This window comes from Pseudomonas sp. JZ134 (assembly GCF_051027695.1).
GTDB classification, from domain to species: domain Bacteria; phylum Pseudomonadota; class Gammaproteobacteria; order Pseudomonadales; family Pseudomonadaceae; genus Chryseomonas; species Chryseomonas luteola.
This window is the reverse complement of the sequence record NZ_CP069250.1, coordinates 1,631,380-1,658,120: the sequence shown is the minus strand read 5'-3', so window position 1 is coordinate 1,658,120 and position 26,741 is coordinate 1,631,380. Positions and strand designations below refer to the sequence as shown.

The window sequence follows — 26,741 nt, the reverse complement described above, 5'->3', positions numbered from 1 at the left end:
CAGACTCAAGAGATGGGGTCTAGGCCAGAGAAATCAAGGCATTCAGAAGATAACCCAGCCTGAAATGGCCGGGCTACCTTAAAGAAGATCAGTGCGAGTGCCTCGGCACCTCGGAGCCACGGCAGCCGACGAGGAAGTCAAAATCACAGCCCTCATCGGCCTGCAGCACGTGGTCCACGTACAGCTTGCGGTAACCGCCACCGAGCAGGTTGGCGTTCGGGTCCTGCCAGTCCGCCAAGCGGGCCTGCAGCTCTTCATCGCTGATATCCAGATGCAGGCGGCCGTTCTCGCAGTCCAGCTCGATCATGTCACCGTCACGCACCACCGCCAGCGGACCACCTGCCGAAGCCTCCGGCGCTACGTGCAGCACCACCGTCCCGTAGGCCGTCCCACTCATGCGCGCGTCGGAAATACGCACCATGTCGGTAATGCCCTTGGCCAGCAGCTTGGGTGGCAGACCCATGTTGCCCACCTCAGCCATGCCCGGATACCCTTTTGGTCCGCAGTTCTTGAGCACCATGACGCAGGTCTCGTCGATATCCAGGTCCGGGTCGAGCACACGCTCCTTGTAATGCTCCAGGTTCTCGAACACCACCGCACGGCCCCGGTGCTGCATCAGCTCCGGTGTGGCAGCAGAGGGTTTGAGCACTGCTCCCTTGGGTGCCAGGTTGCCCCGTAACACGCAGATGCCGCCGTCCTTGCGGATGGGATTATCCAGCGTACGAATAACCTCATCCTTGCCATAGATAGGTGCCTCGGCACAGTTCTGCCAGATCGACTGGCCATTGGCGGTCAGGGCATCAGGGTGCGGCAGCAGGTTTGCCTCACCCATCCGGCGAATCACTGCCGGCAGGCCACCGGAGTAGTAGAACTCTTCCATCAGGAAGCGACCGGACGGCTGCAGGTCGACGATGGTAGGCGTACCGCGACCGACCCGCGTCCAGTCGTCCAGCTCAAGGTCTACGCCCATACGCCCGGCGATGGCCTTGAGGTGAATCACGGCATTGGTCGAACCGCCGATGGCAGCATTGACGCGGATGGCGTTTTCGAATGCTTCCTTGGTCAGGATCTTCGACAGGCGAAGGTCCTCATGCACCATGTCCACGATGCGCATGCCAGAGAGGTGCGCCAGTACATAGCGACGCGAATCCACTGCCGGAATCGCTGCGTTGTGCGGAAGCGAGGTGCCCAGCGCTTCAGCCATGCAGGCCATGGTGGAGGCAGTACCCATGGTGTTACAGGTACCGGCCGAACGGGACATACCGGCTTCAGCAGAGAGGAACTCGTTCAGGTCGATCAGCCCACCCTTATAGGCCTCGTGCATCTGCCAGACGATGGTACCGGCACCGATGTCGCGACCGTGGTGCTTGCCGTTAAGCATCGGCCCGCCGGTTACCACGATGGCGGGTACGTCGCAGCTGGCAGCGCCCATCAATAGCGCAGGGGTGGTCTTGTCGCAGCCGGTCAGCAGCACCACAGCATCGACCGGGTTGCCGCGGATGGCTTCCTCCACGTCCATGCTGGCCAGGTTGCGGGTCAGCATGGCGGTGGGGCGCAGGTTGGACTCGCCATTGGAGAAGACGGGAAACTCGACGGGAAAACCGCCGGCTTCGTAGACGCCGCGCTTGACGTGCTCGGCAATCTTGCGGAAGTGGGCGTTGCAGGGGGTAAGTTCGGACCAGGTGTTGCAGATCCCGATGATGGGTTTGCCCTGGAACTCATGGTCCGGGATGCCCTGGTTCTTCATCCAGCTGCGATACATGAAGCCGTTCTTGTCGGCATTGCCAAACCACTGGGCCGAGCGCAGGGTGGTCTTTTTTGTGGACATGATGGATGTCTCTTATCTATGGGATAGGCCGGGTCACAGGCAAAAGCGACCCCATCGGCACGTGTCAGCACGCGTGCCGTGGGGTCTCCATTAGGTATCAGCGCTGCTTGAAGCGGTCGATTACAACGGCCAGCAGCAGAATCGTTCCACGGATGACGTATTGGTAGAACGTGTCGATATTTTTGAGGTTCATGGCGTTCTCGATCACTGCCAGGATCAGCACGCCAGCAATGACGTGACGAATCATGCCGATACCACCGGCCAGCGACACCCCTCCCAACACACATGCCGAGATCACGGTCAGCTCGAACCCCTGCCCTATCATCGGCTGGCCGGAGGTCATACGCGACGCCAGAACCACGCCCGCTAACGCACCGATCACACCCTGCATGGCAAAGATGATGATCTTGGTACGATCAACGTGTACACCTGCCAGCAAGGCGGCTTCTTCGTTACCACCGATAGCCAGCGTGTTGCGTCCAAACGTGGTGTAGTTGAGCAGCCAGCCAAAGAACAGGATGCATACCAGTGTGATCAGAATCGGCACCGGAACACCAAACATCTGACCATTACCAAAGATAAAGAACTTCTCCTCCATTACGCCTACGGCCTTGCCGTTGGAAAAGATGTAACCCAGTCCGCGCACAATCTGCATGGTCGCCAAGGTTGTGATCAAGGCATTGATCTTGAGTTTGGCAATGACCAGCCCATTGATGAGTCCTACGCACAACCCCATTGCCAGTGCAGCGGTTACCCCTAGCGCCACGCTATTGAATTCGCGCATTACTACCGCTGCGACGACGCCCGCACAGGCAATGACCGAGCCTACAGACAGGTCAAAATGCCCAGATGCCAGACAGAACAACATGGTGCAGGCGACGATCCCCGTTGTGGAGATTGCCAGCCCCAGCCCTCGCATGTTGAGCGGCGAAAGAAAGTTATCGATAAACAAGGTACAGAGAACAAAGATCGCCAGGGCCGCCAGCATCATCGCCCAGTCATCAATAAAACGGCGAGTATCAAAGCTACGGCGCGGGGCCGCCAAGGCGTTGTTTTGCGTGGACATGGAACACCTCAATTGTTTTTGTATTTCGAAGCCTTCAAGGCAACGCAGGCTTGTTACATATCAGGCGCGTGTACGGGGCAATGCGAGCTCCAGCAAACGCTCTTCGGTCGCCTCGGCACGTGCCAGCTCACCCGTTACAGCTCCTTCACTCATGACCATGATGCGGTCCGCAACCCCCATGACTTCCATGAGATCGCTCGACACCACAATCACTGCAATGCCTTTGGCCGCCAGCGAATGAATGATCTGGTAGATTTCGGATTTCGCACCGATATCGATGCCGCGTGTAGGTTCGTCCAGCAGCAACACCTTCATGGGCATGGACAGCCAGCGCCCCAGGATGGCCTTCTGCTGGTTACCGCCCGAAAGGTTCTTGATCTTTTGGTAAGGCGTAGGTGTTTTTACATTCAATGCGCGGATCTGCTTTTCAGCGTTTTCCTTTTCCCAGCGGCTTTGAAGCAGGCAGCTCCAGGTTGCATGCCGCGGACGTGCGCTGATATTGATGTTTTCGGCCACGCTGCCCAGCGGAACGATGCCTTCTTTCTTGCGATCCTCGGGACAGAGCAGGATGCCAGCAGCGATGGCATCACGTGGGTTGCGAAGCGTCAGCGCCTCGCCCTTGAGCTTGAGCACGCCCGCACTGTGCCGTTCAAGACCTGATAGCAGGCGGAGCAACTCGGTACGCCCTGCTCCAACCAGCCCGAAGAGCCCAAGGATTTCACCCTGGCAAACCTCAAAGCTGACTGGCTGCTGCAGACCACGCCCCATTAAGCCGGATACGTTCAAACAACCTTCGCCCTTTTCACGGGGACGATAGTCATAGATATCGTCCAGACTACGCCCTACCATGCAGGTGATCAGCTGATCCGGCGTGGTTTCACTCATGCGCTCGAATGTGCGCACATGACGTCCATCCTTGAAGATCGTGACGGCATCGCAGATATGGAAGACTTCTTCCATCCGGTGCGAAACATAAAGAATGACTTTTCCCTCATCGCGCAAACGCGCAATGATTGCCATCAGCCGCTCGGTTTCACGGGCAGACAGGCTGCTGGTGGGCTCATCGAATGCAATTACATGGGCGCCACGAGACAAGGACTTGGCAATTTCCACCAACTGCCGCTGCCCCAGGGACAGACGCCCGACACGCGTATTCGGATCGATTTCCTCCGCTAGGCCTTTCAGCAATTGCAGAGCCTGTTGACGAAGACGCCCACGGTTAACAATGCCGTAGCGAGCCGGCAAGTGACCCAAAAACAGGTTCTCAGCTACAGTCATTTCCGGAACGAGTTGAAGCTCCTGGTGAATCACGGCTACGCCATTACGGATACTGTCCGCCGTGTTCTTGAAGACCATATCACGATCACCAATGCGCAGATGACCGCTACTGGGCTGGTAATAGCCACCCAGAATCTTGAGCAATGTTGACTTGCCTGCACCGTTTTCCCCCATCAGGGCATGTACGGAGCCGGGGCGAGCCGTGAAGTTGATGTCGGACAGCGCCTTGACGCCAGGAAACGTCTTACCAATGCCCTGGAACGCAAGGCTTTCGCCCTGCACCGACTGCTGTAATGCTTCCATATCACCTCCTAAAGCGACGCCATACAGGCGTCGCAAGGTTGCAAGGAGTCCGTCAGGCGGACCGGATAATGCAGGAGACGGTTATTTCCAGAGCCCGATCTTTTCGAGTTCCTGTTGGAAGTTTTCGCGTGTGATCAGCGTAACCTTGTCCATGGCGGTGTACTTGGGCGGCTCTTTGCCGGTAGTCACCCATTCGTACATCATGGTGGCGGTCTGGTAGCCCTCTTCGTGTGGGCTGGGAAGCATCGAGCCGAAGAAGCCGCTGTTGGGCTTTTTCAACTCACCGATAGCATCTGTACCATTGATGCCGATTCCGATCACGTTTTCAGCACTGAAACCGGCACTTTCAGTCGCCCTCACACCACCCAGCACTGTGTTGTCATTCATACCACCTACGATCAGGTGCTTGGCGCTACCCGGTAGCTTGACGAGTGCGGAGCTGGTGGCATCCATGCTGCCGGGGACATCCAGCGTCTTTTGCGGCGCATAAATGATGTGGTCCTCTGGCAGACCGGCGTCACGCAACGCCTTTACAGAGCCGTCGGTACGCTGCTTTCCGGTATCCAGCTCATTGAAGGTGTTGATGACCGCGTAGGTTTCATCCCACTTCCAGTTGCGCTTCTTGGCTTCAGCGGCCATTGCCTCGCCCTGTTGACGCCCTACATCAAAGGCGGCCATGCCCAGGTAAGGCACGTCTTCCATAAACTTTCCGTCGGAGCCGACAAAGCGATCATCCACGGCCATGACTTTCAAGCCATTGATCTTGGACTTGGCCACGATGGCTGGGCCGAGGGAAACATCAGGCGGACAAATGACAAAGCCTTTAGCACCGTTAGCCGCCAGGCTATCGATAGCGGAAAGCGTTTTTTCACCATCAGGTACAGCAATCTTGAGGAGGGTAAAGCCTTTGTCTTTCGCAGCTTTTTCTGCAAAAGCCCATTCGGTTTGGAACCAAGGCTCTTCAGGTTGCTTGACGAGAAAACCGATCTTTACTTCTTCGGCATGGGCGACCGAAGCCGCAGATAACGAAAGGCCCAGCGCACCAGCTGCCAAGGCAGATTTCACCAGGGAAGAAATCCCACGGCCACGAAACATAGCTACCTCCTTATTTTTATTGAATAGCTAGCGTGTACTGCATCAAATTGTGCTGACACCTGACTGATGTAATAAGACAGGCCAGGTGAAACAGTCATATCATAATATGATTGGACTCGATCGACTGCAACTCTTCCTTGAGCAATCAAAAAAAGAGAAGCGCTGGATCACAAATCGAGTCGCTTAACGTCAACCCATGAAGCGATGGCACGGCATCCCGGCCACATCCACACGCGCATAAAGCACAGAACCATCCAGAGGCTGATCACCTGCCGCACTCGTGACATAGAGCGTCTTGAGGTCGTGTCCGCCAAACACACAACTGGTGGGCCGGGACACAGGTAGCTCTATAATCGTGTCGACACAACCGTCTGGAGCAAATCGAATCAGACAGTGGCCATCCCAGCGCGCATTCCAGACATATCCCTGCGAATCCATGGCAGACCCATCCGGATGACCACGCTCATGGGCCTGCGCCCAAACTGTTCTTTCGCCAAGCCCCTTGGCACCAATAGTATGACGGTAGATCACGCTTTCCAGCGTATCGGCGGTGTAAACGCAATCCCCCTCTGTACTCCAGAGTAGCGTGTTGGCAATGCCGATATCGCTGGCCAGACGAGTGACCTTCGCATCAGGACCGATATGAAACAATCCACCCGAACGACGGGTGATCGGCAGGTCTTCGCCCTGCTCACCTATATTGTTCTGCATGCTGCCCAACCACAGATTCCCTGCCGCGTCGCAGCGCGCCTCATTGGCGCGGTTCCCTTCAATAGGATCCGGTACGCAGAACAGTGAAAGTGAAGGTGCATGCGGTGGTGACTCCAGATCCAGGCGGTGAACACCACTGACCATGGTCAGCAACGCATCTCCGCGTATCGTGGGAATAAAGGCCGAAACAGGCTCGGTCACCTGCCATTCAGAGTAATGCCCCCCCTCCAGTCGACAGGCTTTCTTACCTACGATATCCACCCAGTACAACGCCTGGGTGAGCTCATCCCAAAAAGGACCTTCCGCTAATTTAAAGCAATGGGATATAACCGGTTGCCACTCCATAAAGCATCCTTATTTGTAGTTATGAATGCACAGCTCACGCTAACTACTAGCCTGAGCATATTTAGAAATCGTGACAGCAGCCTTGTCGATCAACGTCATGCATGCCCAAACGCCCCGAGAGGAATCTCGCGCAGCAATGGCATCCGCCAGCTCCTTGTGCAAGGGCAGTGTTCGTTGCAACTCTGAAGGATCGACAGACGAAATCTGAAAGGAAACGGCAAGCAAGGCGCCTAGCGCGGGCACCATTTGCTCGATGAACTGGTTGTGACTGGCCGCCAGGACGCACTCATGGAAGTGCTGGTCGGCACTGTTGTAATCTCCACCTGAAAGCGAAGCTTCCAACGCTGTATAGGCTGCCTGGACGCGCCTGATCTGCTCAGGTGTTGCACGCTCGCAAGCCCAGCGCACAGCCACTGGCTCAATAGCACGCCGTAAATCAAGCAGATCCTTGACGAAATTCTCGGGCAAGCCGCCACGACTCAACCATGCCACCACCTGGGGATCGAAGAGATTCCACCGATTTAGGGGTAATACACGGCTTCCCACCTTGGGGCCCACCTCGATCATCCCCTTGGCGACCAGTGTCTTGATGGCCTCCCGCACGACCGTTCGACTGACCCCCAACTCCTCACCAAGATCCGCCTCGACTTTCAGCGCATCCCCAGGCTTGAATTGCCCGGAAGCGATCAAGCTACCCAGTTTATCTACGGCTGATGCGTGAAAATTATTCGACATTCAGACCTCGCCCTCGCCCGCTCTGACCTACAAGCATCTTAACGACTGTTGAAGGCCGTTGCTCGATCAGCGCAAAAACGTATTGTTATTGATAGAAAGCGCTCTAATCATCATATGATTAGACGAGGCAACTGAAAAGAAAAATAAGGAGGGCGGTTATTGCGCACAGCTGTGCAGCTGCCAGTCAGCCGCACAGATGTTAGAGAAAACTATCAGACGTTAAGACGGAACCACACCCCGCCCCATTGCTCTGCTTCGCATTTAGCTTCCTGCTCGTTGTTGAACTCCGAAATGATTCCTCCATGTGCATAAACCACAGCCCATGCCTCCTGCACAGTTTTCTGAATGATAGATACGAATGAAACAGGCTCTTCTGGAGATACTGATGTCTGGATGCTTTCCATTTTTTGCTCATCCTTTGAATTTTATTATTGCAGCCCTTTCCTCATCCTTTTGTAGAAAGGACTACTGGATGCACGCTGAACAATATTCTTTGACAAGCAGGTCAGAACAACACATACAGACAAGCGCTGCAGTACAACTAGGACCTACGTCACGCTGTAGAAATGAAATACGTTAATTAATTCAATCTTAAGCGTGAAAAATTGTGACAGACAGACGAGCGGTAGCAAAGTGCCTTCATGGCAAAAGACTATTGCTAAACGCGAGAATATCCGCCCGCAAAAGCAGCAAATCCGCGAAGTTGATTAGAGAGTCAAGCTGAACGCTTTAAGAATGGAGGTGGCCCCACCAGCCACACCCCGGCACACGATGTCACCGCTACGGCTGCTTCCTTCCGGACCTGACCGGGTTCACGGCTGATCGTTGCGGGGGGACCGGCAGGACCACCATAACGAATGTCACCAACAGGTGAGGCGCATCATTCTACTCACTTGAGCAGAAGTTACAAGCTTTTCAGTCATTTAGCGGATAATTAATAAGATGGCGCCTTCTGGATGGAGGGCGCCGTCTTATTTTCAGCTCACCTCGAAGCTGGCCAGACGATCAAGCAGAGCCTGCTCATCCAGTACCGTAACACCTAGCTCGGTTGCCTTGGTCAGCTTTGATCCAGCGCCCGGACCTGCTACGACACATGTGGTTTTGGCAGATACCGATCCGGAAACCTTAGCGCCAAGCGCCTCGAGCTTTTCCTTGGCTACATCTCGACTCATCGCCTCTAGCGTTCCTGTCAGCACCCACGTCTGACCTGCTAGCGGCAACCCTTCCACTTGTGTCCTTTCGCTTTCCCAATGCATGCCAAATTCGCGCAGCTGTACCTCAATCATTCGCGCGCGCTCTGCATGTTCAGCCTGACTGAAGAAATCGCGCACGGCATTCTTGGCTCTTTCGTTCAAGCCCTTCATGGCGCCCAGGTCCAGCCAGTCGGCAGTAATCAACGCTTCCAGCGTCTTGAAGTGACCGGCGAGATTTTTAGCGCCGGTTGCCGCTACATAAGGAATACCCAGCTTCTCGATGAAATCGGCAAACGTGGCGTAGCCAGCGAACTCAGGATGAAGCTCACCCTCCTCCTGAACCTGCACGCCATTACGCAACAAATCACCAATGACATTCTGGTTGTGCTCTTCCTCGAAGAAGTTATGGATCTCGTACGCGACCTCATAACCAATATCGGGTAAGTAGATCAGCACTTCCGGCAAGGCCCGCTGAATACGCTCCAGACTCCCGAACGTACGTGCCAGCAGCTTGGCAGTTTCCTCGCCGACATCGGGGATGCCCAAGGCAAAAATGAAACGTGCCAGCACAGGCGTTCGGCTGTTCGCGATAGCGCTGAGCAGGTTTCTGGTCGAGATTTCCGCAAACCCCTCCAGCTGGATGACCTGCTCAAAGGTCAACGCATACAGATCAGCTGGTGACTTGACCATACCCCGGTCTACCAGCTGCTCGATAATCTTGTCGCCCAGCCCATCGATTTCCATCGCACGGCGTGACGCAAAATGAATGATGGACTGCTTGAGCTGCGCCTGACAGACCAGGCGACCTACGCAGCGATAGACAGCGCCCACGCTGACCGATTCTCGTCCCTTGCCTCGCTTGACGAGCTGTGTCCGCTCCACTTCCGAGCCGCAGACGGGACAATGGGTCGGCACTGCTACAGGCCGAGCATCTGCCGGACGACGCTCAAGCACCACCTGCATGACCTGAGGAATAACATCGCCTGCACGGCGGATGATGACAGTATCGCCAATCATCACGCCCAGCCTTTCGACCTCATCCATATTGTGCAGGGTTGCATTGGTGACCGTAACGCCGCCCACTTGAACCGGCTTGAGACGAGCAACAGGCGTGATGGCGCCCGTACGGCCCACCTGAAACTCGACGTTGGTAAGCTCCGTCAGCTCCTCACGGGCTGGAAACTTGTGGGCAATTGCCCAGCGCGGCTCTCTGGCCCGGAAGCCCAGCTCCTTTTGCCAGTCGATACGGTTAACCTTGAAGACGACGCCATCGATTTCATAAGCGAGCCCATCACGTCGCTCGCCAATATCATGGTAGTAATCACGGCACGCCTGAGCACCTTTGGCCAGCTTCAGCTCCTTGCTGATTGGAATGCCCCACTTGCGAACCGACTGCAAGATCTCGTATTGAGTAGTTGGCAGCGTTCCGCCCTCTACCCGCCCGTAGCCGTAACAGCAGAACTCGAGCGGGCGCTTGGCAGTAATACTGGAGTCGAGCTGGCGCAAACTGCCTGCGGCGGCATTACGTGGGTTCGCAAAGGTCTTCCCACCGGCTTCCATGGCGCGCTCATTCAAGGCTTCGAAACCGGCCTTGGACATAAAGACTTCGCCCCGCACCTCGAGCACCTCCGGCCAACCACTGCCTTGAAGCTTGAGCGGGACGTTGCGGATAGTACGCACGTTGGCGGTGATGTCCTCGCCTGTCGTGCCGTCACCACGGGTCGCCCCGCGAACAAGCACGCCCCGCTCATACAGCAGGCTTACCGCCAGGCCGTCGAGCTTGGGCTCACAGGTGTATTCAATTTCTGCCGTCTGGCTGAAAAGATCATTACCGTTATGACTGCCAAGCTCCTCAGCCAGCCCGTCCCGTACGCGGCGATCGAATTCGAGCAAATCCTTTTCTTCAAAGGCATTCCCCAAACTTAGCATGGGGACTTCATGGCGAATCGTCCCAAAAGCCGACAGGGCGGAGCCACTCACCCGCTGCGTGGGGGAGTCAGGCGTAATCAGCTCAGGGTGCTCGGCCTCAAGCGCCTTGAGCTCACGAAACAGCCGATCGTATTCGGCATCCGGAACACTGGGTTCATCCAGAACATAGTAACGGTAATTATGCGCATCGATTTCGCTGCGCAAAGAAGCGATCCGCTCGGCGGCATCTTGGGCTTGGGTCATGCTGTTCTCTCTCTAGCACCAAGGCTGGACGTCATGTCCAGCAACAGGCAGAAACAAAAAGAGCAGCATAAGCTGCTCTTTAATCGACTCTGAAATCGGCTCAGCGTTTCTGAGTCAGGCTCTTGCGTTCGAAGTCGATAATACGCTGGCGGTAGTGTTCGATGGTCTGTGCCGTCATGACGCTACGCTGCTCGTCCTTCAACTCACCATTGAGCTCGGAGGCCAGCTTGCGAGCGGCAGCCACCATCACTTCAAACGCCTGCTTGGGGTGCCGCGGGCCTGGAAGGCCTAAAAAGAAGCTTACGGCCGGCGTGCGGAAGCTATCGATGTTGTCCAAATCAAACGTACCTGGCCGTACGGCATTGGCCATGGAGAAAAGCACTTCGCCGTTGCCGGACATACTCTCGTGACGATGGAAGATATCCATATCACCGAAGCGCAGGCCGCTTTCCAAAATGTTCTGCAGCAGAGCCGGACCGCGAAAGCCGTTCTCATCACGCGAAATCACGTTGATGACCAATACTTCTTCGACGGGTGGCAGCTCTTTGCGCTCTTTGCGCGGCTCTTCCATCGCAGACAGGTCCGGCTCGGCATCGACGATGTCCTTGCGGGCCTTGACTTTGCTACGAGCCGGTGCCTCATCGTCATCCGCCAGGGCACTGAACTGGGGTTCGGCGCCGCCTAGCTCCAGCTCTTCCGCAACAGGCTCTTCGCGGCGCTTGCGAGCAACACGACTTGGGCGAGGCGCTTCTTCCTCGCTATCAAAAGACGGCTCCTTATGTTCGACCACACGAGACGGCCCTAGTAGTTCTGAACTACCGCCCTCATCGGACTGGCCGGAGAGATTGTTGTCCAGGCGAAACTTGAGTTTCCCTTTCCCACTCATCCGTCGCCAGCCATCGAAAAGTATGCCGGCGATTACGATAATGCCGATGATGATCAGCCATTCGCGCAGACCGATATCCATGTAAGACGCATACCTCTGTCAAAAATCAACTTCGCGCTCGCCATTTGCCATGCATAGCAAAATGCCAAACGCCCAAAAACGGGCATAAACTAGCACGCCCGCCACCAACTTTACACCGTCTGTCGTATCAAGCTTCAGCCAAAGCAACAGCTTCTTCGACATCAACGGCCACCAAACGCGAACAGCCCGGTTCGTGCATCGTCACGCCCATCAGCTGATCGGCCATTTCCATGGCGATCTTGTTGTGTGTGATATAGATGAACTGCACTTTTTCAGACATTTCCTTCACCAGCCGCGCGTAGCGGCCAACGTTGGCATCGTCCAGAGGCGCATCCACTTCGTCAAGCATGCAGAATGGCGCTGGATTGAGCTGAAAAATCGCAAAAACCAACGCGATTGCCGTCAATGCCTTCTCACCACCCGACAAAAGATGAATCGTGCTGTTCTTCTTGCCCGGCGGACGCGCCATGATCGCAACCCCGGTATCGAGTAAATCTTCTCCCGTAAGTTCCAGATAGGCGTGTCCGCCGCCAAAAACTTTTGGAAACAAGGCCTGAAGGCCATTATTGATCTGATCGAATGTTTCCTTGAAACGATTGCGCGTTTCACGGTCGATCTTGCGAATCACGTTTTCGAGCGTTTCCAAGGCCTCAACAAGATCATCGTTTTGCGCATCCAGGTAGCGCTTGCGCTCGGATTGCTGCTGATACTCCTCGATGGCTGCCAAGTTAATGGCACCCAGGCGTTGAATACGCGCATTCAGCGCCTCCAACTGGGTCTCCCATGCCGATTCGGTGGCATCCTCAGGCAATGTAGCCACTACGGTCTGCAGGTCATACCCCTCTTCATGCAGCTGCTCCTGAAGTGTTTTACGGCGCACGGACAGCCCCTGCCATTCAAGCCGCTGCTGCTCCGCCTGACTGCGCACCACCTGCGCCTGCTGCTCGGCCTGGGTACGACGGCGCTCGGACTCACGCAGCTCACGATCTGCCTCCTCCAGAGCCATGCGCGCGCCTCGTAGCTCCTCATCGACACTCATGCGGCGCTCAAGCAATTCTTCGAGTTTCAACCTGAGCTCCTCAATCGGTGCAGAGCCCTCTTCCAGGTTGAGACTAAGCTGCTCACGTCGCTCGTCGAGCCGAGCCGCCTGCAGCAGCAGACGCTCCAGTGCCTGCTGTGTAGAGTCATGCTGGGCTTTGAGCGACCCCAGCCTTACAGCCAGCTGATGAGCCTGCTCCTTATGCTGCCTCGCCTCCTGACGAGCCCGATCCAGCCGCTCGCGTAGCGTCTCGCGCTGAGCAATCAACAGGTCGCGACGCTCGGTATCGGCAGCCATGGCATCCAATGCATCCTGAAGGCTCAGTCGTGCCTCACCAATCTGCTCGATCTCGATAGCGCGTTGCTCTGCCATTTCAACCCGCTCTTCTTCAAGCCGCTTTCGGCGCAGTCCAAGCTGCTCGGCCTTGGCCTGCCGCGCCGACAGCTGAGCCCTGACCTCACCCTGGCGGCGGCTCTCCTCCTGAGATCGACGGCGGACCGTTTCGCGGCTGCGCTCTAGCTCTGCCAACTGCTCCTGCGCCTGCTCAAACGCCTTCTGCCCCTCACTCAGCCGGTGTTCCAGCTGAGTACGCTCAGCGTGTAAACGCTCAAGCTCCTGGCCGCGCGCCAGCACACCGCTTTCCGCCTCGCTGGAGCGCTGTATTCGCAAAAAGTGACGGGATACCCAATACCCGTCTCGACTGACAAGGCTCTGCCCGTCAGCAAGCCTCTGCCGCTGCGCCAGTGCGTTCTCAAGGGTCTCCACTGGAAATACATTGCCCAGCCAGGGCGACAGATCATGTGGGGCTTCGACTTTATCCAACAAGCTCCCTGGCGTTGCAGGCGCTACATGCCCAGGTGTTACCAGGCGCAGCTCGCCCTGCTCGAATGCAGCCAGGTCGAGACCGGATAGATCATCCAGGCAAACCGCCTGCAAATCAGCGCCCAATACCGTTTCAACGGCTCTCTCCCAGCCTGACTCAACGCGAACACCCTCGGCCAGGCGGCTACGCTCATGCAGATCATGCAGGCGCATCCAGTCATCCGCCCCTTTTCCAGGATCGAGCGCAGCCTGCTGCAAGGCCTCCAGGGAGACAATACGTCCTTCCAGACGCTGTAATTCACCTTGCGTTGCGGCCTGCTGGGCGGTCACGGCCTGTAGCTGCTCTCGACCGAAGGCCAGTTGCTCGGTGACCTCTGTTTCTTCCTGGGCGAGGTCCTCGAGAATCAACTCGATTCCAGCGAGCTCTTCGCTGAGCTCGAGCAACGCCGCGTCTTCAGGATCCGCTGCCAGTTGCGTCAGCTCATCACGCAGTCGTCGCTCGCGCTCCATGAGCCGTTCCAAGCTTTGTTCCAAGTGACGGATACGGGACTGTTGAACATCAGCCTCACGTTGAGGCGCTGCACTGTGCTGGTTGAAGCTGTCCCACTGCTGCTGCCACGCTTGCATGGCCTGCTCGGACGCCTCCAGCGCCAGGGCAGATTCTTCAGCAGAAGCTGCGCTCATTTCCTGCTCGGGCTCCAGCATGGCCAGCTCTTCGGCCAAGGTAGCAAGAAGCGCCTGGTCATTACCCAGATGTGCGGCAGTTTCTTCCTGAGAGCGCTCGGCTTCACGCAGATCATCCTGCAGCTGACGCAAGCGCTGCTGGCCGTGCTGAATGCTCTGCTCGACCCGCGCAATGTCTCCACCAACCGAATAGAAGCGCCCCTGCACCTGATTGAACCGCTCGGACAAATCATGATGGCTGTCTCGCAGTCGCTCAATACTGGCATCAGCACTGCGCTGCTCAGCAACCAACGCTTCGAGCGCTACCTCCTGATTGCCAATGACGCGCTCACGCTGCTGCACCAGCTCATCCAGATCGCGCCAACGAAGTGCTCCCAGTTGGGCACGAAGCTGACGCTCTTCCGCCTTGTACTCCTGATATTTCTCGGCAGCCTGCGCCTGTCGGTGCAACCGTTCGAGTTGCCGTTCAAGCTCTTCACGCAGATCCGTCAGGCGTGCCAGGTTTTCCTGGGTACGGCGAATACGGCTTTCCGTTTCACGACGGCGCTCCTTGTACTTGGAGATCCCCGCCGCTTCTTCGATGTAGTTGCGCAAATCCTCTGGACGAGCTTCGATCAGCTTGGAAATCATCCCCTGCTCGATGATCGAATAACTGCGCGGGCCAAGCCCTGTGCCCAAAAAGATATCAGTGATGTCGCGACGACGGCATTTGGTACCGTTGAGAAAATAGGTATTCTGCCCGTCCCGAGTTACCCGTCGGCGAATGGAAATTTCCGCATAGCTGGCATACTCACCGACTAGCGAGTTGTCCGAATTATCGAAAATCAGCTCGATTGAAGCCTGAGTAACCGGTTTGCGGCTGTTCGAGCCGTTGAAGATGACATCGGTCATCGACTCGCCGCGCAAGTTCTTTGCCGAGCTTTCGCCCATGACCCAGCGCACGGCGTCGATGATATTCGATTTGCCGCATCCGTTCGGCCCTACGACTGCCGACATATTGCTGGGGAAATTAATGGTTGTCGGGTCTACAAATGATTTGAAGCCCGCCAACTTGATGGATTTTAGCCGCATGCGCCCTTCCTTCGCGTGCCTTCATGACCGGCATGGCGAGAAGACACAAGGGTGCGATTTTAACATTAGAAGGAGTCTATGCCATGGCCGACGCTCAGCGCCTGCGCCGACGTCTGGAGATCATCATCTTCCACTCCAACACCGCTCCGGGACGCTGGTTCGATGAAGCCCTCCTGTTTACCATCCTAGCCAGCCTGGTGGTGGTCATGCTTGATAGCGTGGCGGAGATCCATGCTAAATATGACGAAATATTGTCCCTGTGTGAATGGGCGTTTACCGTCCTGTTCACCATCGAATACCTGCTAAGGCTATACAGCGCACGAAAACCTGCGAAGTATGCCTTCAGCTTTTTCGGCATCGTGGACTTGCTGGCGATACTGCCCAGCTTTATTGCGCTCTTTGTGCCTAGCGCTCAATACCTGCTGGTGATCCGTATCCTGCGCCTGCTCAGGATATTCAGGATTCTAAAGCTGCGTCAGTACCTGAATCAGGCCAACTTTCTGGTGACGGCATTAAGAGGTAGTCGGCAAAAGATCATTGTCTTCCTGCTCAGTGTTCTGACGATGGTGACGCTATTCGGCTCACTGATGTACGTAGTGGAAGGACCGGAAAATGGCTACACCAGCATTCCCAAAAGTATCTATTGGGCAATCGTGACGCTGACAACGGTAGGATTTGGCGACATGGTCCCGCAAACTGCTCTAGGTCAAGCCATCGCCAGCATCGTCATGATCAGTGGCTACTCGATCATTGCAGTACCCACCGGTATCTTTACCGCTGAGCTATCCAATGCCATTCGAGGCGAGAACAGTATCCACAAACCGTGCGGGGCGTGTGGCAAGGAACTCCACGAAGCACAGGCCTCGTTTTGTAGCCGCTGTGGAAACTCGCTTTATAAACGAACGGTAATACCGGAATAATGTAGCCTTTCCAGAGCGGGACGCTCTGATAACAACCGATAAGAGACATCACCATGATAAAAAAGCTCTTCGCTCCGCTACTGGCGGCCGGCCTGCTCCTGGGAGGTGCTGCGAATGCAGCGCCCCTGCTGAACGTTTCCTACGATGTGATGCGAGACTTCTACAAGGAATACAACCCGGCTTTCCAAAAGCACTGGAAAGAGACCCATGACCAGAATATAACCATTCAGATGTCTCATGGTGGCTCCAGCAAACAGGCCCGCGCCGTCATTGATGGCCTACCTGCGGATGTCATCACCATGAACCAGGCCACCGACATTAACGCCCTGGCCGACAATGGCGGGCTGATCCCCAAGAACTGGGCCGAGCGCCTACCGAATAACAGCGCTCCATTCACCTCCGCTACCGTCTTTATCGTTCGCAAAGGCAACCCAAAGGGCATCAAGGACTGGCCTGATCTGGTCAAGGACGGTACGGAAGTCATCATTCCAAACCCCAAGGTTACAGGCAACGGACGTTACTCCTACCTGTCCGCCTGGGGGTACGTCTTGAAAACCGGAGGCGACGAGGCCAAGGCCAAAGCATTTGTGGGCGAGCTGTTCAAGCATGTTCCGGTTCTGGATACAGGCGGTCGCGCTGCTACCACAACCTTCATGCAAAATCAGATTGGCGATGTGCTGCTGACCTTTGAAAACGAGGCCGAAATGATTGCGCGCGAATTTGGTCGCGGTAACTTCGAGGTGATCTATCCCAGTGTATCGGCTGAAGCCGAGCCACCTGTGACGGTGGTCGACAAGGTCGTTGACAAGAAAGGCTCACGCGAAGTGGCTGAGGGATATCTCAAGTATCTCTGGTCGGAAGAAGGTCAGCGTATCGCAGCCGACAACTATCTGCGTCCACGCAATGTAGAGATTCTGGCGCAGTATCAAGACCGCTTCCCGAAAGTGGACTTCTTCTCAGTCGAGCAATTGTTTGGTGACTGGCGGACCGTACAGAAAACGCACTTTGCCGATGGCGGCGTCTTCGACCAGATCTATACCCCGCACTAACTAGCAGGCGGCATAAAAAAGGCGGCTCGTAGCCGCCTTTTTTTTCGCAAAACCCTATCAGTAATAGGCGTTTTCGCGATTGCTATGATCGGTTACGTCACGAACGCCTTTCAAGTCCGGGATACGCTCGATCAAGGTACGCTCAACACCATCCTTGAGCGTCAGGTCAACCTGACCGCAGCCCTGGCAGCCGCCTCCAAAACGCAACACGGCAACCCCGTCTTCTACCACCTCAACCAGACTCACCATACCGCCGTGGCTGGCCAGACCGGGATTGATTTCAGTCTGCAGGTAATAATTGATGCGCTCGCTGATCGGGCTGTCTTCGCTGATCATCGGCACCTTGGCGTTGGGCGCCTTGATGGTCAACTGACCACCCATGCGATCCTGTGCATAGTCGACGATGGCATCTTCCAGGAAGGGCTCGCTGATCGCATCGATCCAGGCGGTAAAGTCCTTCAGACCAAACGACGTATCTTCCGGCTTCTGCTCGCCCGGCTTGCAGTAGGCAATACAGGTCTCGGCGTACTGGGTTCCCGGCTGCGTGATAAAAATGCGAATGCCGATACCGGGAGTGTTTTGCTTTTCAAGCAGGCCAGCCAGGTAATCCTGGGCGGCTTCAGTAATGGTGATAGCGCTCATTTCTACTCCTCGCTTACCTGGGCGCAGTGTACGCCAGAGCGGCCTACGGTTAAAGACTTACTAGTTTAGTAGGATAAATGGCACCTGTGCTTGATTCTTTCAAGCCCGACCCGCCGATAAATCTTGGACAAAACTTTTACCAGACGCGGGAATCACATCTGGACAGGCCCCGACAGAGGGCCATCCCAGATGGACCGTGAAGCCTAAGAGGAATGCCCCATGCTGACCAACCAACCCTTTCTGACCGATATCGAAACCATTCGCCAACGAGCCCGCCAACACATTGAAGACGGCCCCATCACCGAGGGCTATAGCGCCGATCGCGAAACTGTTATCAAGCTCCTTAACGACTCACTTGCGACCGAGATCGTATGCACGCTGCGCTACAAGCGTCACTACTTCATGGCTACCGGTATCAAGGCTAGCGTTGCGGCTGCCGAATTTCAGGAGCATGCCGACCAGGAACAGGAGCACGCCGACCGCCTGGCCGAGCGTATCGTGCAGCTGGGCGGCGAGCCTGATTTCAACCCTGAGGGTCTGCTCACCCGCTCGCATGCCCAATATGCCGAAGGTCACGACCTGCGTGACATGATCAAGGAAGACCTGATTGCCGAGCGCATCGCCATCGATACCTATCGCGAGATCGTGCAGTACATCGGTGATAAGGATCCAACCACACGGCGCATCTTTGAAGACATCCTGGCCCAGGAAGAAGAACACGCCGATGACATGGCTGGCTTACTGCAAGGCCTGGATTGATCAGCACCGCACATCAAAAGCCCGCTTGAAACAGCGGGCTTTTTTATCGCTTACTCATACGCCCGAATAGACCGTAACCTGATTGCGGCCATTATGCTTGGACCGGTAAAGCGCCTGATCGGCACGCTCCAGCAACACCTCATGGCTCTCTACGGGCAGGCTCAGGTCGGCAATGCCCAGGCTGATCGTAAAGGTAATCTGCTTACCTTCGTGCTCCACCTTCAGTTGCTCAGCCTGCTGGCGCAAGCGTTCTGCAAATATCTGGGCGCCACTGGATGGCGTATCCGGCATCAGAATGACGAACTCCTCACCGCCATAGCGCCCCGCCCTGTCGGTTGCCCGAATATGGCCGTTAATCAGGTTAGCCAGAGCCTGGATGACCTTGTCGCCTCCCGGATGACCGTAGGTGTCGTTGATTTTCTTGAAATGATCGATATCAAGAATCACCAGCCCGACATTGCAGCGGTAGCGCAAATGACGCGCGAATTCATGCTTCAGGCATTCATCCCAGAAGCCACGATTGAACAGCCCGGTCAGCCGGTCGGTTCGTGACAACTGCTCCAGCTGACCATTGACCGACTGCAGCTGACGCGTGTTGGTCGCAACCCGTGTCACATCATAGATAATGATACCGATGTAACCCACTCCGCCTCGCGTGTCACGCAGCGGCAGAATAGTGACATTCTGGTACATGTAATCTTCCAGCCCTGTAATAGGCTGATAGTTCTTGAACTTGACCAGATAAGGCCGCTGCTCCCAGATGGTGAACATCGGCGTGCCCAGCATGGCCACACCTTCGACCTTGTAACGGAACCAGTCCTCGTCCATTTCAGGGAAAAGCGAGAATAATGGCTTGCCCTGCGCATCACTCGGGACGATTCCCGAATGGTTTTCCATGAAGCTGTTCCAGACTTCCACTTCATACTTGCGATTGATCACCAGCACACCGACATCGATGTGCTGCACGATATCCAGCATCCAGTGAAGATCGTCGAGTTCGATCGCCATGTATCAATCCATCATGTAATTGATTTTGTTAGTAAGCCGCTTGACCGAGTCTTCGGTAAACAGCAGCAGCAAATCAAAATGTATGTCATGCCCTTCGAGGCTATAGCTCACCTCGACAGCCAGGGTCTTCTTCCAGCGCTGGCGATTGACCTGAATCAGATTCTCAAGCGCCGTATGTTGCCCCAGAATCATCGGGTGCCCCTGCGAGAAGCGCACATCGATCTGCTCCGACAAACCGCTCAAGCACGCCCCAATCAGGATGCTGGCCAAGTCGAGCAGCATCTCCATCTGATCATTGTTTTGTGTGCTGCCACTGCGGAGCAGCGTTACCATGTCCTTGACTTCCGAATCATGGAAAATCAACAAGGCCTCGCCCGCAATGCCGTTACCGATAAATCCCTGGCAGACCGCTGTGACACGGCTGCCGCGCTGCACATCGGCCAGCGCCATATGTAGCTCACCTACCTCAAGGATATTGACGTTGGGAATCGGGAGCTGCACGAAGACGTTGAGCACCTTGGCCAACAACGCTGCCGCGCGACCAATGGATACGTTGACCACTTCGCGGAAGGCATCACGAAAGCTGACATCAGGATCGGGACGATCCTCCATGACGGCTTCCTTGTTGGGTGCAGACCCAAGCAAGCCATGCTGAAGCAGCAGTGCCTTGAGCTGCTCAGCATCGGCTGGCTTTTTCAGAAACGCCAGTGCACCCAACTCCAGCACACGCCGTATGGCCTCTTCCTGAACGTCGCCAGAAACCACGATCACATTGCATGTGATGTTTTCAGCCCGCATCGCTTCCAGCGTCTGATAACCGTCCATGACCGGCATGGTCAGGTCCAGTAACATGACCTGGACCTTGCCCTGACGCAGCACGTTAAGCGCCTCGCTCCCATTGGTCGCCTGTGTTATGTCCACAGACCACTCGGGAGGCAAGGCACGAATCAGCTGCTTTCGTGCCATGGCAGAATCATCACAAACCAGTAGCGGGGTCGCAGTCACAATCGATACTCGTTAAAAATGGAAACGTTGTTACTTGAAGATAGCTCATATATCAGATGACCAAAGCAGTCTTCGTGCCATCTGACAGCTTTGCTATCATCCCTTTTTTGTCGCTGTAATCTGGATACCTGCCCATGATCGATCGCGCCGCACGCTTCTCCGCCCTGCAAACCGCACTCAAGGAGCGCATCCTTATTCTGGACGGCGGTATGGGTACAATGATCCAGAGCTACAGACTGGAAGAGGCCGATTACCGGGGCGAACGCTTCGCTGACTGGCCTAGCGATGTCAAAGGCAATAACGACCTCCTGCTTCTGACTCGTCCTGATGTCATTCAGGCGATTGAAAAAGCCTATCTGGATGCAGGCGCTGATATCCTCGAGACCAACACATTCAACGCCACGCGCGTTTCCCAAGCCGACTACGGTATGGAAGCGCTGGTGTATGAGCTGAACGTGGAAGGTGCACGGCTGGCGCGTCAAGTTGCTGACACAAAGACAGCCGAAACGCCAGATAAACCACGCTTTGTTGCCGGCGTGCTTGGCCCAACCAGCCGCACCTGCTCCATCTCGCCAGACGTAAACAACCCCGGCTACCGGAATGTGACATTTGACGAACTGGTGGAAAACTACACCGAGGCCACGCGCGGCTTAATCGAAGGTGGCGCGGACATGATTCTGATCGAAACGATCTTCGACACCTTGAACGCCAAGGCAGCGATCTTTGCAGTACAGGGCGTATTCGAGGAAGTCGGCTTTGAATTGCCGATCATGATCTCCGGTACGATCACCGATGCCTCCGGCCGCACCTTGTCCGGCCAGACCACTGAGGCCTTCTGGAACTCGGTTCGCCATGCCAAGCCCATCTCGGTCGGCCTCAACTGCGCGCTGGGTGCAAAAGAGCTGCGCCCCTATATAGAAGAATTGTCCGCCAAGGCCGAAACCCACGCTTCAGCCCACCCGAACGCTGGCTTGCCTAACGCCTTTGGCGAGTACGACGAAACGCCTGCACAAATGGCTGAGGTGGTTGAAGAGTTCGCGGCCAGTGGCTTTTTGAATATCGTAGGCGGTTGCTGCGGCACTACGCCCGGCCATATCCAGGCGATTGCCGAGGCGGTAGCCAAATATCCACCGCGCGCCCTACCAGAGATTCCGCGTGCTTGCCGCCTGTCCGGCCTTGAGCCATTCACCATTGATCGCACGTCCCTCTTCGTAAACGTAGGCGAGCGAACCAACATTACCGGTTCCGCCAAGTTTGCCCGTCTGATTCGCGAAGAGAACTATGCCGAGGCACTGGACGTAGCCCGCCAACAGGTAGAGGCCGGCGCCCAGGTCATCGATATCAACATGGACGAAGGCATGTTGGACTCGAAGGCGGCCATGGTCACTTTCCTGAATCTGATTGCCTCTGAACCGGACATCTCCCGTGTGCCGATCATGATTGACTCCTCTAAGTGGGATGTCATCGAGGCCGGCCTTAAGTGCATCCAGGGCAAGGGCATCGTCAACTCCATCTCCATGAAGGAAGGGGTCGACGCATTCATCCACCACGCCAAGCTTTGCAAGCGCTACGGTGCGGCGGTGGTCGTCATGGCCTTCGATGAAGCGGGCCAGGCCGATACCGAAGCGCGCAAGAATGAAATCTGCGCCCGTTCCTATGACATTCTGGTCAACCAGGTAGGCTTCCCGCCGGAAGACATCATTTTCGACCCGAACATCTTTGCGGTCGCAACCGGCATCGAAGAGCACAACAACTACGCGGTGGATTTCATCAACGCGTGCGCCTTCATTCGGGACAACCTGCCCTACGCCCTCTCCTCCGGCGGCGTCTCTAACGTGTCCTTCTCGTTCCGCGGCAACAACCCGGTGCGTGAGGCCATCCACTCTGTCTTTCTGTATTACGCCATCAAGAACGGCCTGACGATGGGTATCGTCAACGCCGGTCAGCTGGAAATCTATGACGAGATTCCCAAGGAACTGCGTGATCGAGTCGAAGACGTTGTGCTTAACCGCACCCCCAATGGCACCGAAGCGCTACTGGCCATTGCCGACAAGTACAAGGGTGACGGCTCCGTCAAGGAAGTCGAAACAGAAGAATGGCGCAGCTACCCAGTAGACAAGCGTCTTGAGCATGCACTGGTCAAAGGCATCACGACCTTTATCGTCGAAGATACTGAAGAAGCCCGCCAGCAATGTGCCCGCCCTATCGAGGTTATCGAAGGCCCGTTGATGTCCGGCATGAACGTCGTTGGTGACCTGTTCGGCTCCGGCAAAATGTTCCTGCCTCAGGTAGTCAAGTCCGCTCGCGTGATGAAGCAGGCTGTGGCTCATTTGATTCCCTTCATCGAAGCGGAAAAAGGTGACAAGCCCGAGGCCAAGGGCAAGATCCTCATGGCGACAGTAAAAGGCGACGTTCACGACATTGGCAAGAACATTGTGGGCGTGGTGCTGGGCTGTAACGGCTACGACATTGTTGACCTGGGCGTGATGGTGCCGGCAGAAAAAATCCTGCAAACCGCCATCGAGCAGAAGTGCGACATCATTGGCCTCTCCGGACTGATTACGCCATCGCTGGACGAAATGGTCCACGTCGCCAAGGAAATGCAGCGTCAAGGCTTCAAACTGCCACTCATGATTGGCGGCGCCACGACCTCCAAGGCGCACACGGCCGTCAAGATCGAGCCGCAGTACAGCAACGACGCGGTGGTCTATGTAACCGACGCCTCCCGCGCCGTAGGTGTCGCCACCCAGCTGCTCTCTAAGGAACTCAAGGCAGGCTTCGTCGAGAAAACCCGTACCGAATACGCTGAAGTGCGTGAGCGCACGGCCAACCGCAGCGCACGTATTGAGCGCCTGAGTTATGAGAAGGCCGTCGCCAACAAGCCGCAGTTCAACTGGCTGGGCTATCAGGCACCTAAACCCAGCTTTACCGGCGTCAAAGTGTTGGATGATATCGACCTGTCCGTACTGGCCGAGTACATCGACTGGACGCCCTTCTTTATTTCCTGGGACTTGGCAGGTAAATACCCCCGCATCCTGACCGACGAAGTAGTGGGCGAAGCCGCCACTGCCCTGTTCAACGACGCCCAGGCAATGCTGAAAAAGCTGATCGACGAAAAGCTCATCAAGGCGCGTGCTGTATTCGGCTTCTGGCCAGCCAATCAGATACGTAATGATGACCTGGAGGTCTACAGCGACTCCGGTGAAACTCTGGCAACGCTGCATCACCTGCGCCAGCAGACCATCAAGCCGGACGGCAAACCCAACTTCTCCCTGGCCGACTTCGTGGCGCCCAAGGAAAGCGGAGTAACCGACTACATGGGCGGTTTTATTACTACTGCTGGTATCGGTGCTGAGGAGCTGGCAAAGAGCTACGAAGCCAAGGGTGACGATTACAACGCCATCATGGTCAAGGCACTGGCCGACCGTTTGGCCGAAGCCTGTGCCGAGTGGCTCCATGAACGTGTACGTAAGGAGCATTGGGGGTACGCACGTGATGAGCAACTTTCCAATGAGGAACTCATCAAGGAACGCTATAAAGGCATCCGCCCTGCTCCTGGCTACCCGGCTTGCCCGGACCACACCGAAAAAGCCACGCTCTTCGCCCTGCTCGACCCGGAGGCGCAGTTCAATCAAGCGGGCCGCAGCGGTGTATTCCTGACCGAACACTACGCCATGTTCCCCGCCGCAGCTGTGAGCGGCTGGTACTTCGCCCATCCGGAAGCGCAATACTTTGCCGTTGGCAAGATCGACAAGGATCAGGTTGAAAGCTACACGCAGCGTAAAGGCCAGGATCTTGCCGTTACTGAACGTTGGCTAGCCCCCAACTTGGGCTACGATAATTAACTAACCTGTAGGGTGGGTTACGCCGCTGGCTGGCCCACCTCTTCCCTCTTCAGATTCTACGTACCTGCCCATGACCACCGAAACGCCCTACCTGCTCGACCAACTCGAACTCGCCGACATGCTCGAAATCGACGGGCTTCATGCTGCCAGCTTTGCCTTGAACGATGATCTTCTCGACCAAGCCGATGCCGCTGCAGAGGCGGACGAGTCCTTTGAAAGCGAAGAGATCGTCCTGACCATCGAGGCGCTGGACGGGCGCGAGCGCAAGCGCTGGCAGTTCAGCTACAACAGCGTAATGGAGGCCGAGCACAACACGACGACAAACAACTGGCTGATCGAGGGCCATCGTCTCGTCTGTTTTGAAGCCATTGGTGCCGACTCGGAAGACGAGTAAAAAAGCCGCTTAACCCCGATCCAATGGACTCAAGACGGCCAGCCCACCGCGATTAAGCACGTGGGTGTAGATCATGGTGGTTTTCACATCAGCGTGGCCCAGCAGCTCCTGTACTGTCCGAATATCCTGGCCACTTTCCAGCAGATGCGTGACAAAGCTGTGGCGCAACGTATGGGGCGTAGCCAGCTTAACAATGCCTGCCACCTGAACAGCGCGTTTGAAGCCACGCTGAAGCCTTTGCTCATTGAGGTGATGACGTCTGAGGGCGCCACTGCGGGAATCAACCGCATCCCTGTGCCGTACAGCAAGCTTGAAATAAGCCACGGCTCGTCCTTCAGATTCGCCAGAATCTTCTGCACTTCCTCTATGGATAACACCACAGGTAAACGACTTGGCTTTTTAGCGCGCACAACTTCACCCAGCCAGGGCAAGTCCTGCCGTAATACTTCTTTATAAAGAAACAGAAGCGCAGCCAGCGCCTGATTCTAGGTCGACGCAGCCACGTCTTTATTGACAGCCAGATGAGATAAAAAAGACTCAACCTCCGGTGCTCCCATTTCGACCGGATGTCGATAATCATGAAAACGAATGAATCGCTTGACCCACCCGCAATAGACGCGCTCCGTTCGGATCGAGTAATGTTTGAGCCTGATTTGCTCTCGCACTTGATCCAGCAGTCGTGGCTTCCCTTCCATGACGTATAACTCCTTTATACCGTCAGTGCTCCTCGGAAACGCCCACCCCTAGACAGGAATAATGAAGATGACAAGGAAGTTTATCCGTCAAACGCGTCCAGCGTGTTATCCGTCACATGACGTCTAATAATAGTTAACTTTCAAGGAGGATTGGTGGATAACCCCTATTTATTAGCGTCCGCATTGTATCTAGGCGTGCTTTTACTAATTGCTTTCGGAGTAATTCTCGCTGCATTTTTTGATCGAAAAAGAGATCGTTGGTCTTTTCTAGGCTACGGATTGTATTTGATTCTCATAGCTATCTTTTCTATTGGCGGCATTGAGCTACTTGAGGCGCTCTATCAAAAGGATGGATTCAAAGATGGGCTCACCGCAGTCGAATTGGGTCAATTGAATGAATTCGTTCAGGTGATCACGGCGCTCAAGTGGGCATTCACGCTCATAGCTGGAGGGATCGGCGTCAACATTGCGTCCCATGCAATTATTAATGAACAATTTCGTCCCCTCGATAATGCAGCTAACGAAAAGTTGGCGTTAATTGATTCCAGGCTTAAGCTTTCGAATCGCCTGATTATTTTTGCTTTATGTTTGATGACAGCTGGCTTCGTTATTTTGTGGCTCAAGCTATAAAAGTTAACCAGGGGCTCAAGCCGACCGGTACTCCGCTGCGCTCCGTCCCGGCGGCTTAGCCCAGGCGTTAGGCATTATGAACAAAGAACCCAGTTTCCTCACACATCTTGGAGAGTTTGCGACTCTCAAAAATGCTATTGGGTCCTGGTATCACCAAGATGCATATCTGGATTTCGGTACGGATGAAGAAATTTGGTCAGATATATTTACCGGCCATGACAAGGAAGCTATGTCACGCATCCAGGCTCAGCTATCCGAGCTCCTTGAAAGATCTGATGAAAATATTCTTCTCTTTTGGAATTCGGAGGCACATTCGCATAATTTCATCAATGGCACTGAGGCTCGTGCTTTCCTTGAAGCTATGTTGTCTTTTTTCAGAGCTACTAACGCAACAGCCTAACAAGTGGTTTAAATAGTTCGCTTCGCTCATTGGGACGGGCTAAAGCCCGCCCCTTAACCAAACGTTAGGCAATAGATGGAAATGA

Annotated in this window: 20 protein-coding genes, 1 other RNA gene and 1 pseudogene; 7 read left to right on the top strand and 15 right to left on the bottom strand. The window is 55.5% G+C overall.

Annotation, left to right across the window (positions count from 1 at the left end):
• Nucleotides 1–88: 88 nt before the first annotated feature.
• The 11 genes from JQR86_RS07735 to smc form a co-directional block, all read right to left on the bottom strand.
• Nucleotides 89–1,828 (bottom strand): IlvD/Edd family dehydratase, encoded by a 1,740-nt coding sequence (locus JQR86_RS07735; protein WP_074824048.1) that lies wholly within the window; start codon nt 1,826–1,828, stop codon nt 89–91.
• 97 nt (nt 1,829–1,925) lie between these two features.
• Complete coding sequence (gene araH, locus JQR86_RS07730) at nt 1,926–2,894, bottom strand: L-arabinose ABC transporter permease AraH (RefSeq protein WP_010794805.1); 969 nt, start codon at nt 2,892–2,894, stop codon at nt 1,926–1,928.
• A gap of 60 nt (nt 2,895–2,954) precedes the next feature.
• Complete coding sequence (araG, locus tag JQR86_RS07725; protein WP_073450838.1) at nt 2,955–4,475, bottom strand: L-arabinose ABC transporter ATP-binding protein AraG; 1,521 nt, start codon at nt 4,473–4,475, stop codon at nt 2,955–2,957.
• An 81-nt stretch (nt 4,476–4,556) separates the two neighbouring features.
• The gene (locus JQR86_RS07720) at nt 4,557–5,570 is read right to left on the bottom strand and encodes a substrate-binding domain-containing protein (RefSeq protein ID WP_010794807.1); all 1,014 of its coding nucleotides are present in this window, start codon (nt 5,568–5,570) and stop codon (nt 4,557–4,559) included.
• A gap of 189 nt (nt 5,571–5,759) precedes the next feature.
• Nucleotides 5,760–6,626 (bottom strand): SMP-30/gluconolactonase/LRE family protein, encoded by an 867-nt coding sequence (locus JQR86_RS07715; RefSeq protein WP_434154638.1) that lies wholly within the window; start codon nt 6,624–6,626, stop codon nt 5,760–5,762.
• A gap of 39 nt (nt 6,627–6,665) precedes the next feature.
• Nucleotides 6,666–7,361 carry a FadR/GntR family transcriptional regulator gene (locus tag JQR86_RS07710; protein ID WP_010794810.1) on the bottom strand — a complete coding sequence of 232 codons (696 nt, stop codon included), beginning with the start codon at nt 7,359–7,361 and terminating at the stop codon, nt 6,666–6,668.
• A gap of 212 nt (nt 7,362–7,573) precedes the next feature.
• The gene (locus JQR86_RS07705) at nt 7,574–7,765 is read right to left on the bottom strand and encodes a hypothetical protein (RefSeq protein WP_010794811.1); all 192 of its coding nucleotides are present in this window, start codon (nt 7,763–7,765) and stop codon (nt 7,574–7,576) included.
• 341 nt (nt 7,766–8,106) lie between these two features.
• Nucleotides 8,107–8,203: signal recognition particle sRNA small type (gene ffs, locus JQR86_RS07700), an RNA gene on the bottom strand.
• Between the two features lie 135 nt (nt 8,204–8,338).
• Nucleotides 8,339–10,726 (bottom strand): NAD-dependent DNA ligase LigA, encoded by a 2,388-nt coding sequence (gene ligA, locus JQR86_RS07695; RefSeq protein ID WP_434154636.1) that lies wholly within the window; start codon nt 10,724–10,726, stop codon nt 8,339–8,341.
• Nucleotides 10,727–10,826: 100 nt separating this feature from the next.
• Nucleotides 10,827–11,693 carry a cell division protein ZipA gene (zipA, locus tag JQR86_RS07690; RefSeq protein ID WP_404629139.1) on the bottom strand — a complete coding sequence of 289 codons (867 nt, stop codon included), beginning with the start codon at nt 11,691–11,693 and terminating at the stop codon, nt 10,827–10,829.
• Nucleotides 11,694–11,820: 127 nt separating this feature from the next.
• Nucleotides 11,821–15,309, bottom strand: coding sequence for a chromosome segregation protein SMC (gene smc / locus JQR86_RS07685; protein WP_434154635.1), 3,489 nt, complete (start codon nt 15,307–15,309; stop codon nt 11,821–11,823).
• 83 nt (nt 15,310–15,392) lie between these two features.
• Here smc and JQR86_RS07680 point away from each other — a divergent pair, with 83 nt between their 5' ends.
• Entirely contained in the window at nt 15,393–16,229 is an 837-nt protein-coding gene (locus JQR86_RS07680; protein WP_010794815.1) for an ion transporter, read from the top strand.
• A 56-nt stretch (nt 16,230–16,285) separates the two neighbouring features.
• Nucleotides 16,286–17,278 carry a sulfate ABC transporter substrate-binding protein gene (locus tag JQR86_RS07675; RefSeq protein WP_434154853.1) on the top strand — a complete coding sequence of 331 codons (993 nt, stop codon included), beginning with the start codon at nt 16,286–16,288 and terminating at the stop codon, nt 17,276–17,278.
• A gap of 57 nt (nt 17,279–17,335) precedes the next feature.
• Here the strand turns inward: JQR86_RS07675 and nfuA are convergent, their stop codons facing one another.
• Complete coding sequence (gene nfuA / locus JQR86_RS07670; protein ID WP_010794817.1) at nt 17,336–17,920, bottom strand: Fe-S biogenesis protein NfuA; 585 nt, start codon at nt 17,918–17,920, stop codon at nt 17,336–17,338.
• A gap of 219 nt (nt 17,921–18,139) precedes the next feature.
• Here nfuA and JQR86_RS07665 point away from each other — a divergent pair, with 219 nt between their 5' ends.
• A complete protein-coding gene (locus JQR86_RS07665) occupies nt 18,140–18,679 on the top strand; it encodes a ferritin-like domain-containing protein (protein WP_019363835.1) in 540 nt (179 codons plus the stop codon).
• A 54-nt stretch (nt 18,680–18,733) separates the two neighbouring features.
• On the opposite strand, the gene JQR86_RS07660 is transcribed toward JQR86_RS07665, so the two are convergent.
• Entirely contained in the window at nt 18,734–19,687 is a 954-nt protein-coding gene (locus JQR86_RS07660; protein WP_407361947.1) for a GGDEF domain-containing protein, read from the bottom strand.
• Between the two features lie 3 nt (nt 19,688–19,690).
• A complete protein-coding gene (locus JQR86_RS07655) occupies nt 19,691–20,653 on the bottom strand; it encodes a response regulator (RefSeq protein WP_434154634.1) in 963 nt (320 codons plus the stop codon).
• Nucleotides 20,654–20,826: 173 nt separating this feature from the next.
• Here JQR86_RS07655 and metH point away from each other — a divergent pair, with 173 nt between their 5' ends.
• Both metH and JQR86_RS07645 read left to right on the top strand, forming a co-directional pair.
• Complete coding sequence (gene metH / locus JQR86_RS07650; protein ID WP_434154632.1) at nt 20,827–24,537, top strand: methionine synthase; 3,711 nt, start codon at nt 20,827–20,829, stop codon at nt 24,535–24,537.
• 70 nt (nt 24,538–24,607) lie between these two features.
• The gene (locus JQR86_RS07645; RefSeq protein WP_404629136.1) at nt 24,608–24,931 is read left to right on the top strand and encodes a DUF5629 family protein; all 324 of its coding nucleotides are present in this window, start codon (nt 24,608–24,610) and stop codon (nt 24,929–24,931) included.
• A 9-nt stretch (nt 24,932–24,940) separates the two neighbouring features.
• Here JQR86_RS07645 and JQR86_RS07640 read toward each other — a convergent pair.
• Nucleotides 24,941–25,626: pseudogene (locus tag JQR86_RS07640) on the bottom strand (phage integrase N-terminal SAM-like domain-containing protein).
• A 153-nt stretch (nt 25,627–25,779) separates the two neighbouring features.
• Here JQR86_RS07640 and JQR86_RS07635 point away from each other — a divergent pair.
• Entirely contained in the window at nt 25,780–26,256 is a 477-nt protein-coding gene (locus tag JQR86_RS07635) for a hypothetical protein (protein ID WP_434154631.1), read from the top strand.
• 76 nt (nt 26,257–26,332) lie between these two features.
• Nucleotides 26,333–26,656 (top strand): contact-dependent growth inhibition system immunity protein, encoded by a 324-nt coding sequence (locus tag JQR86_RS07630; protein WP_434154630.1) that lies wholly within the window; start codon nt 26,333–26,335, stop codon nt 26,654–26,656.
• The last annotated feature ends 85 nt before the right edge of the window (nt 26,657–26,741 follow it).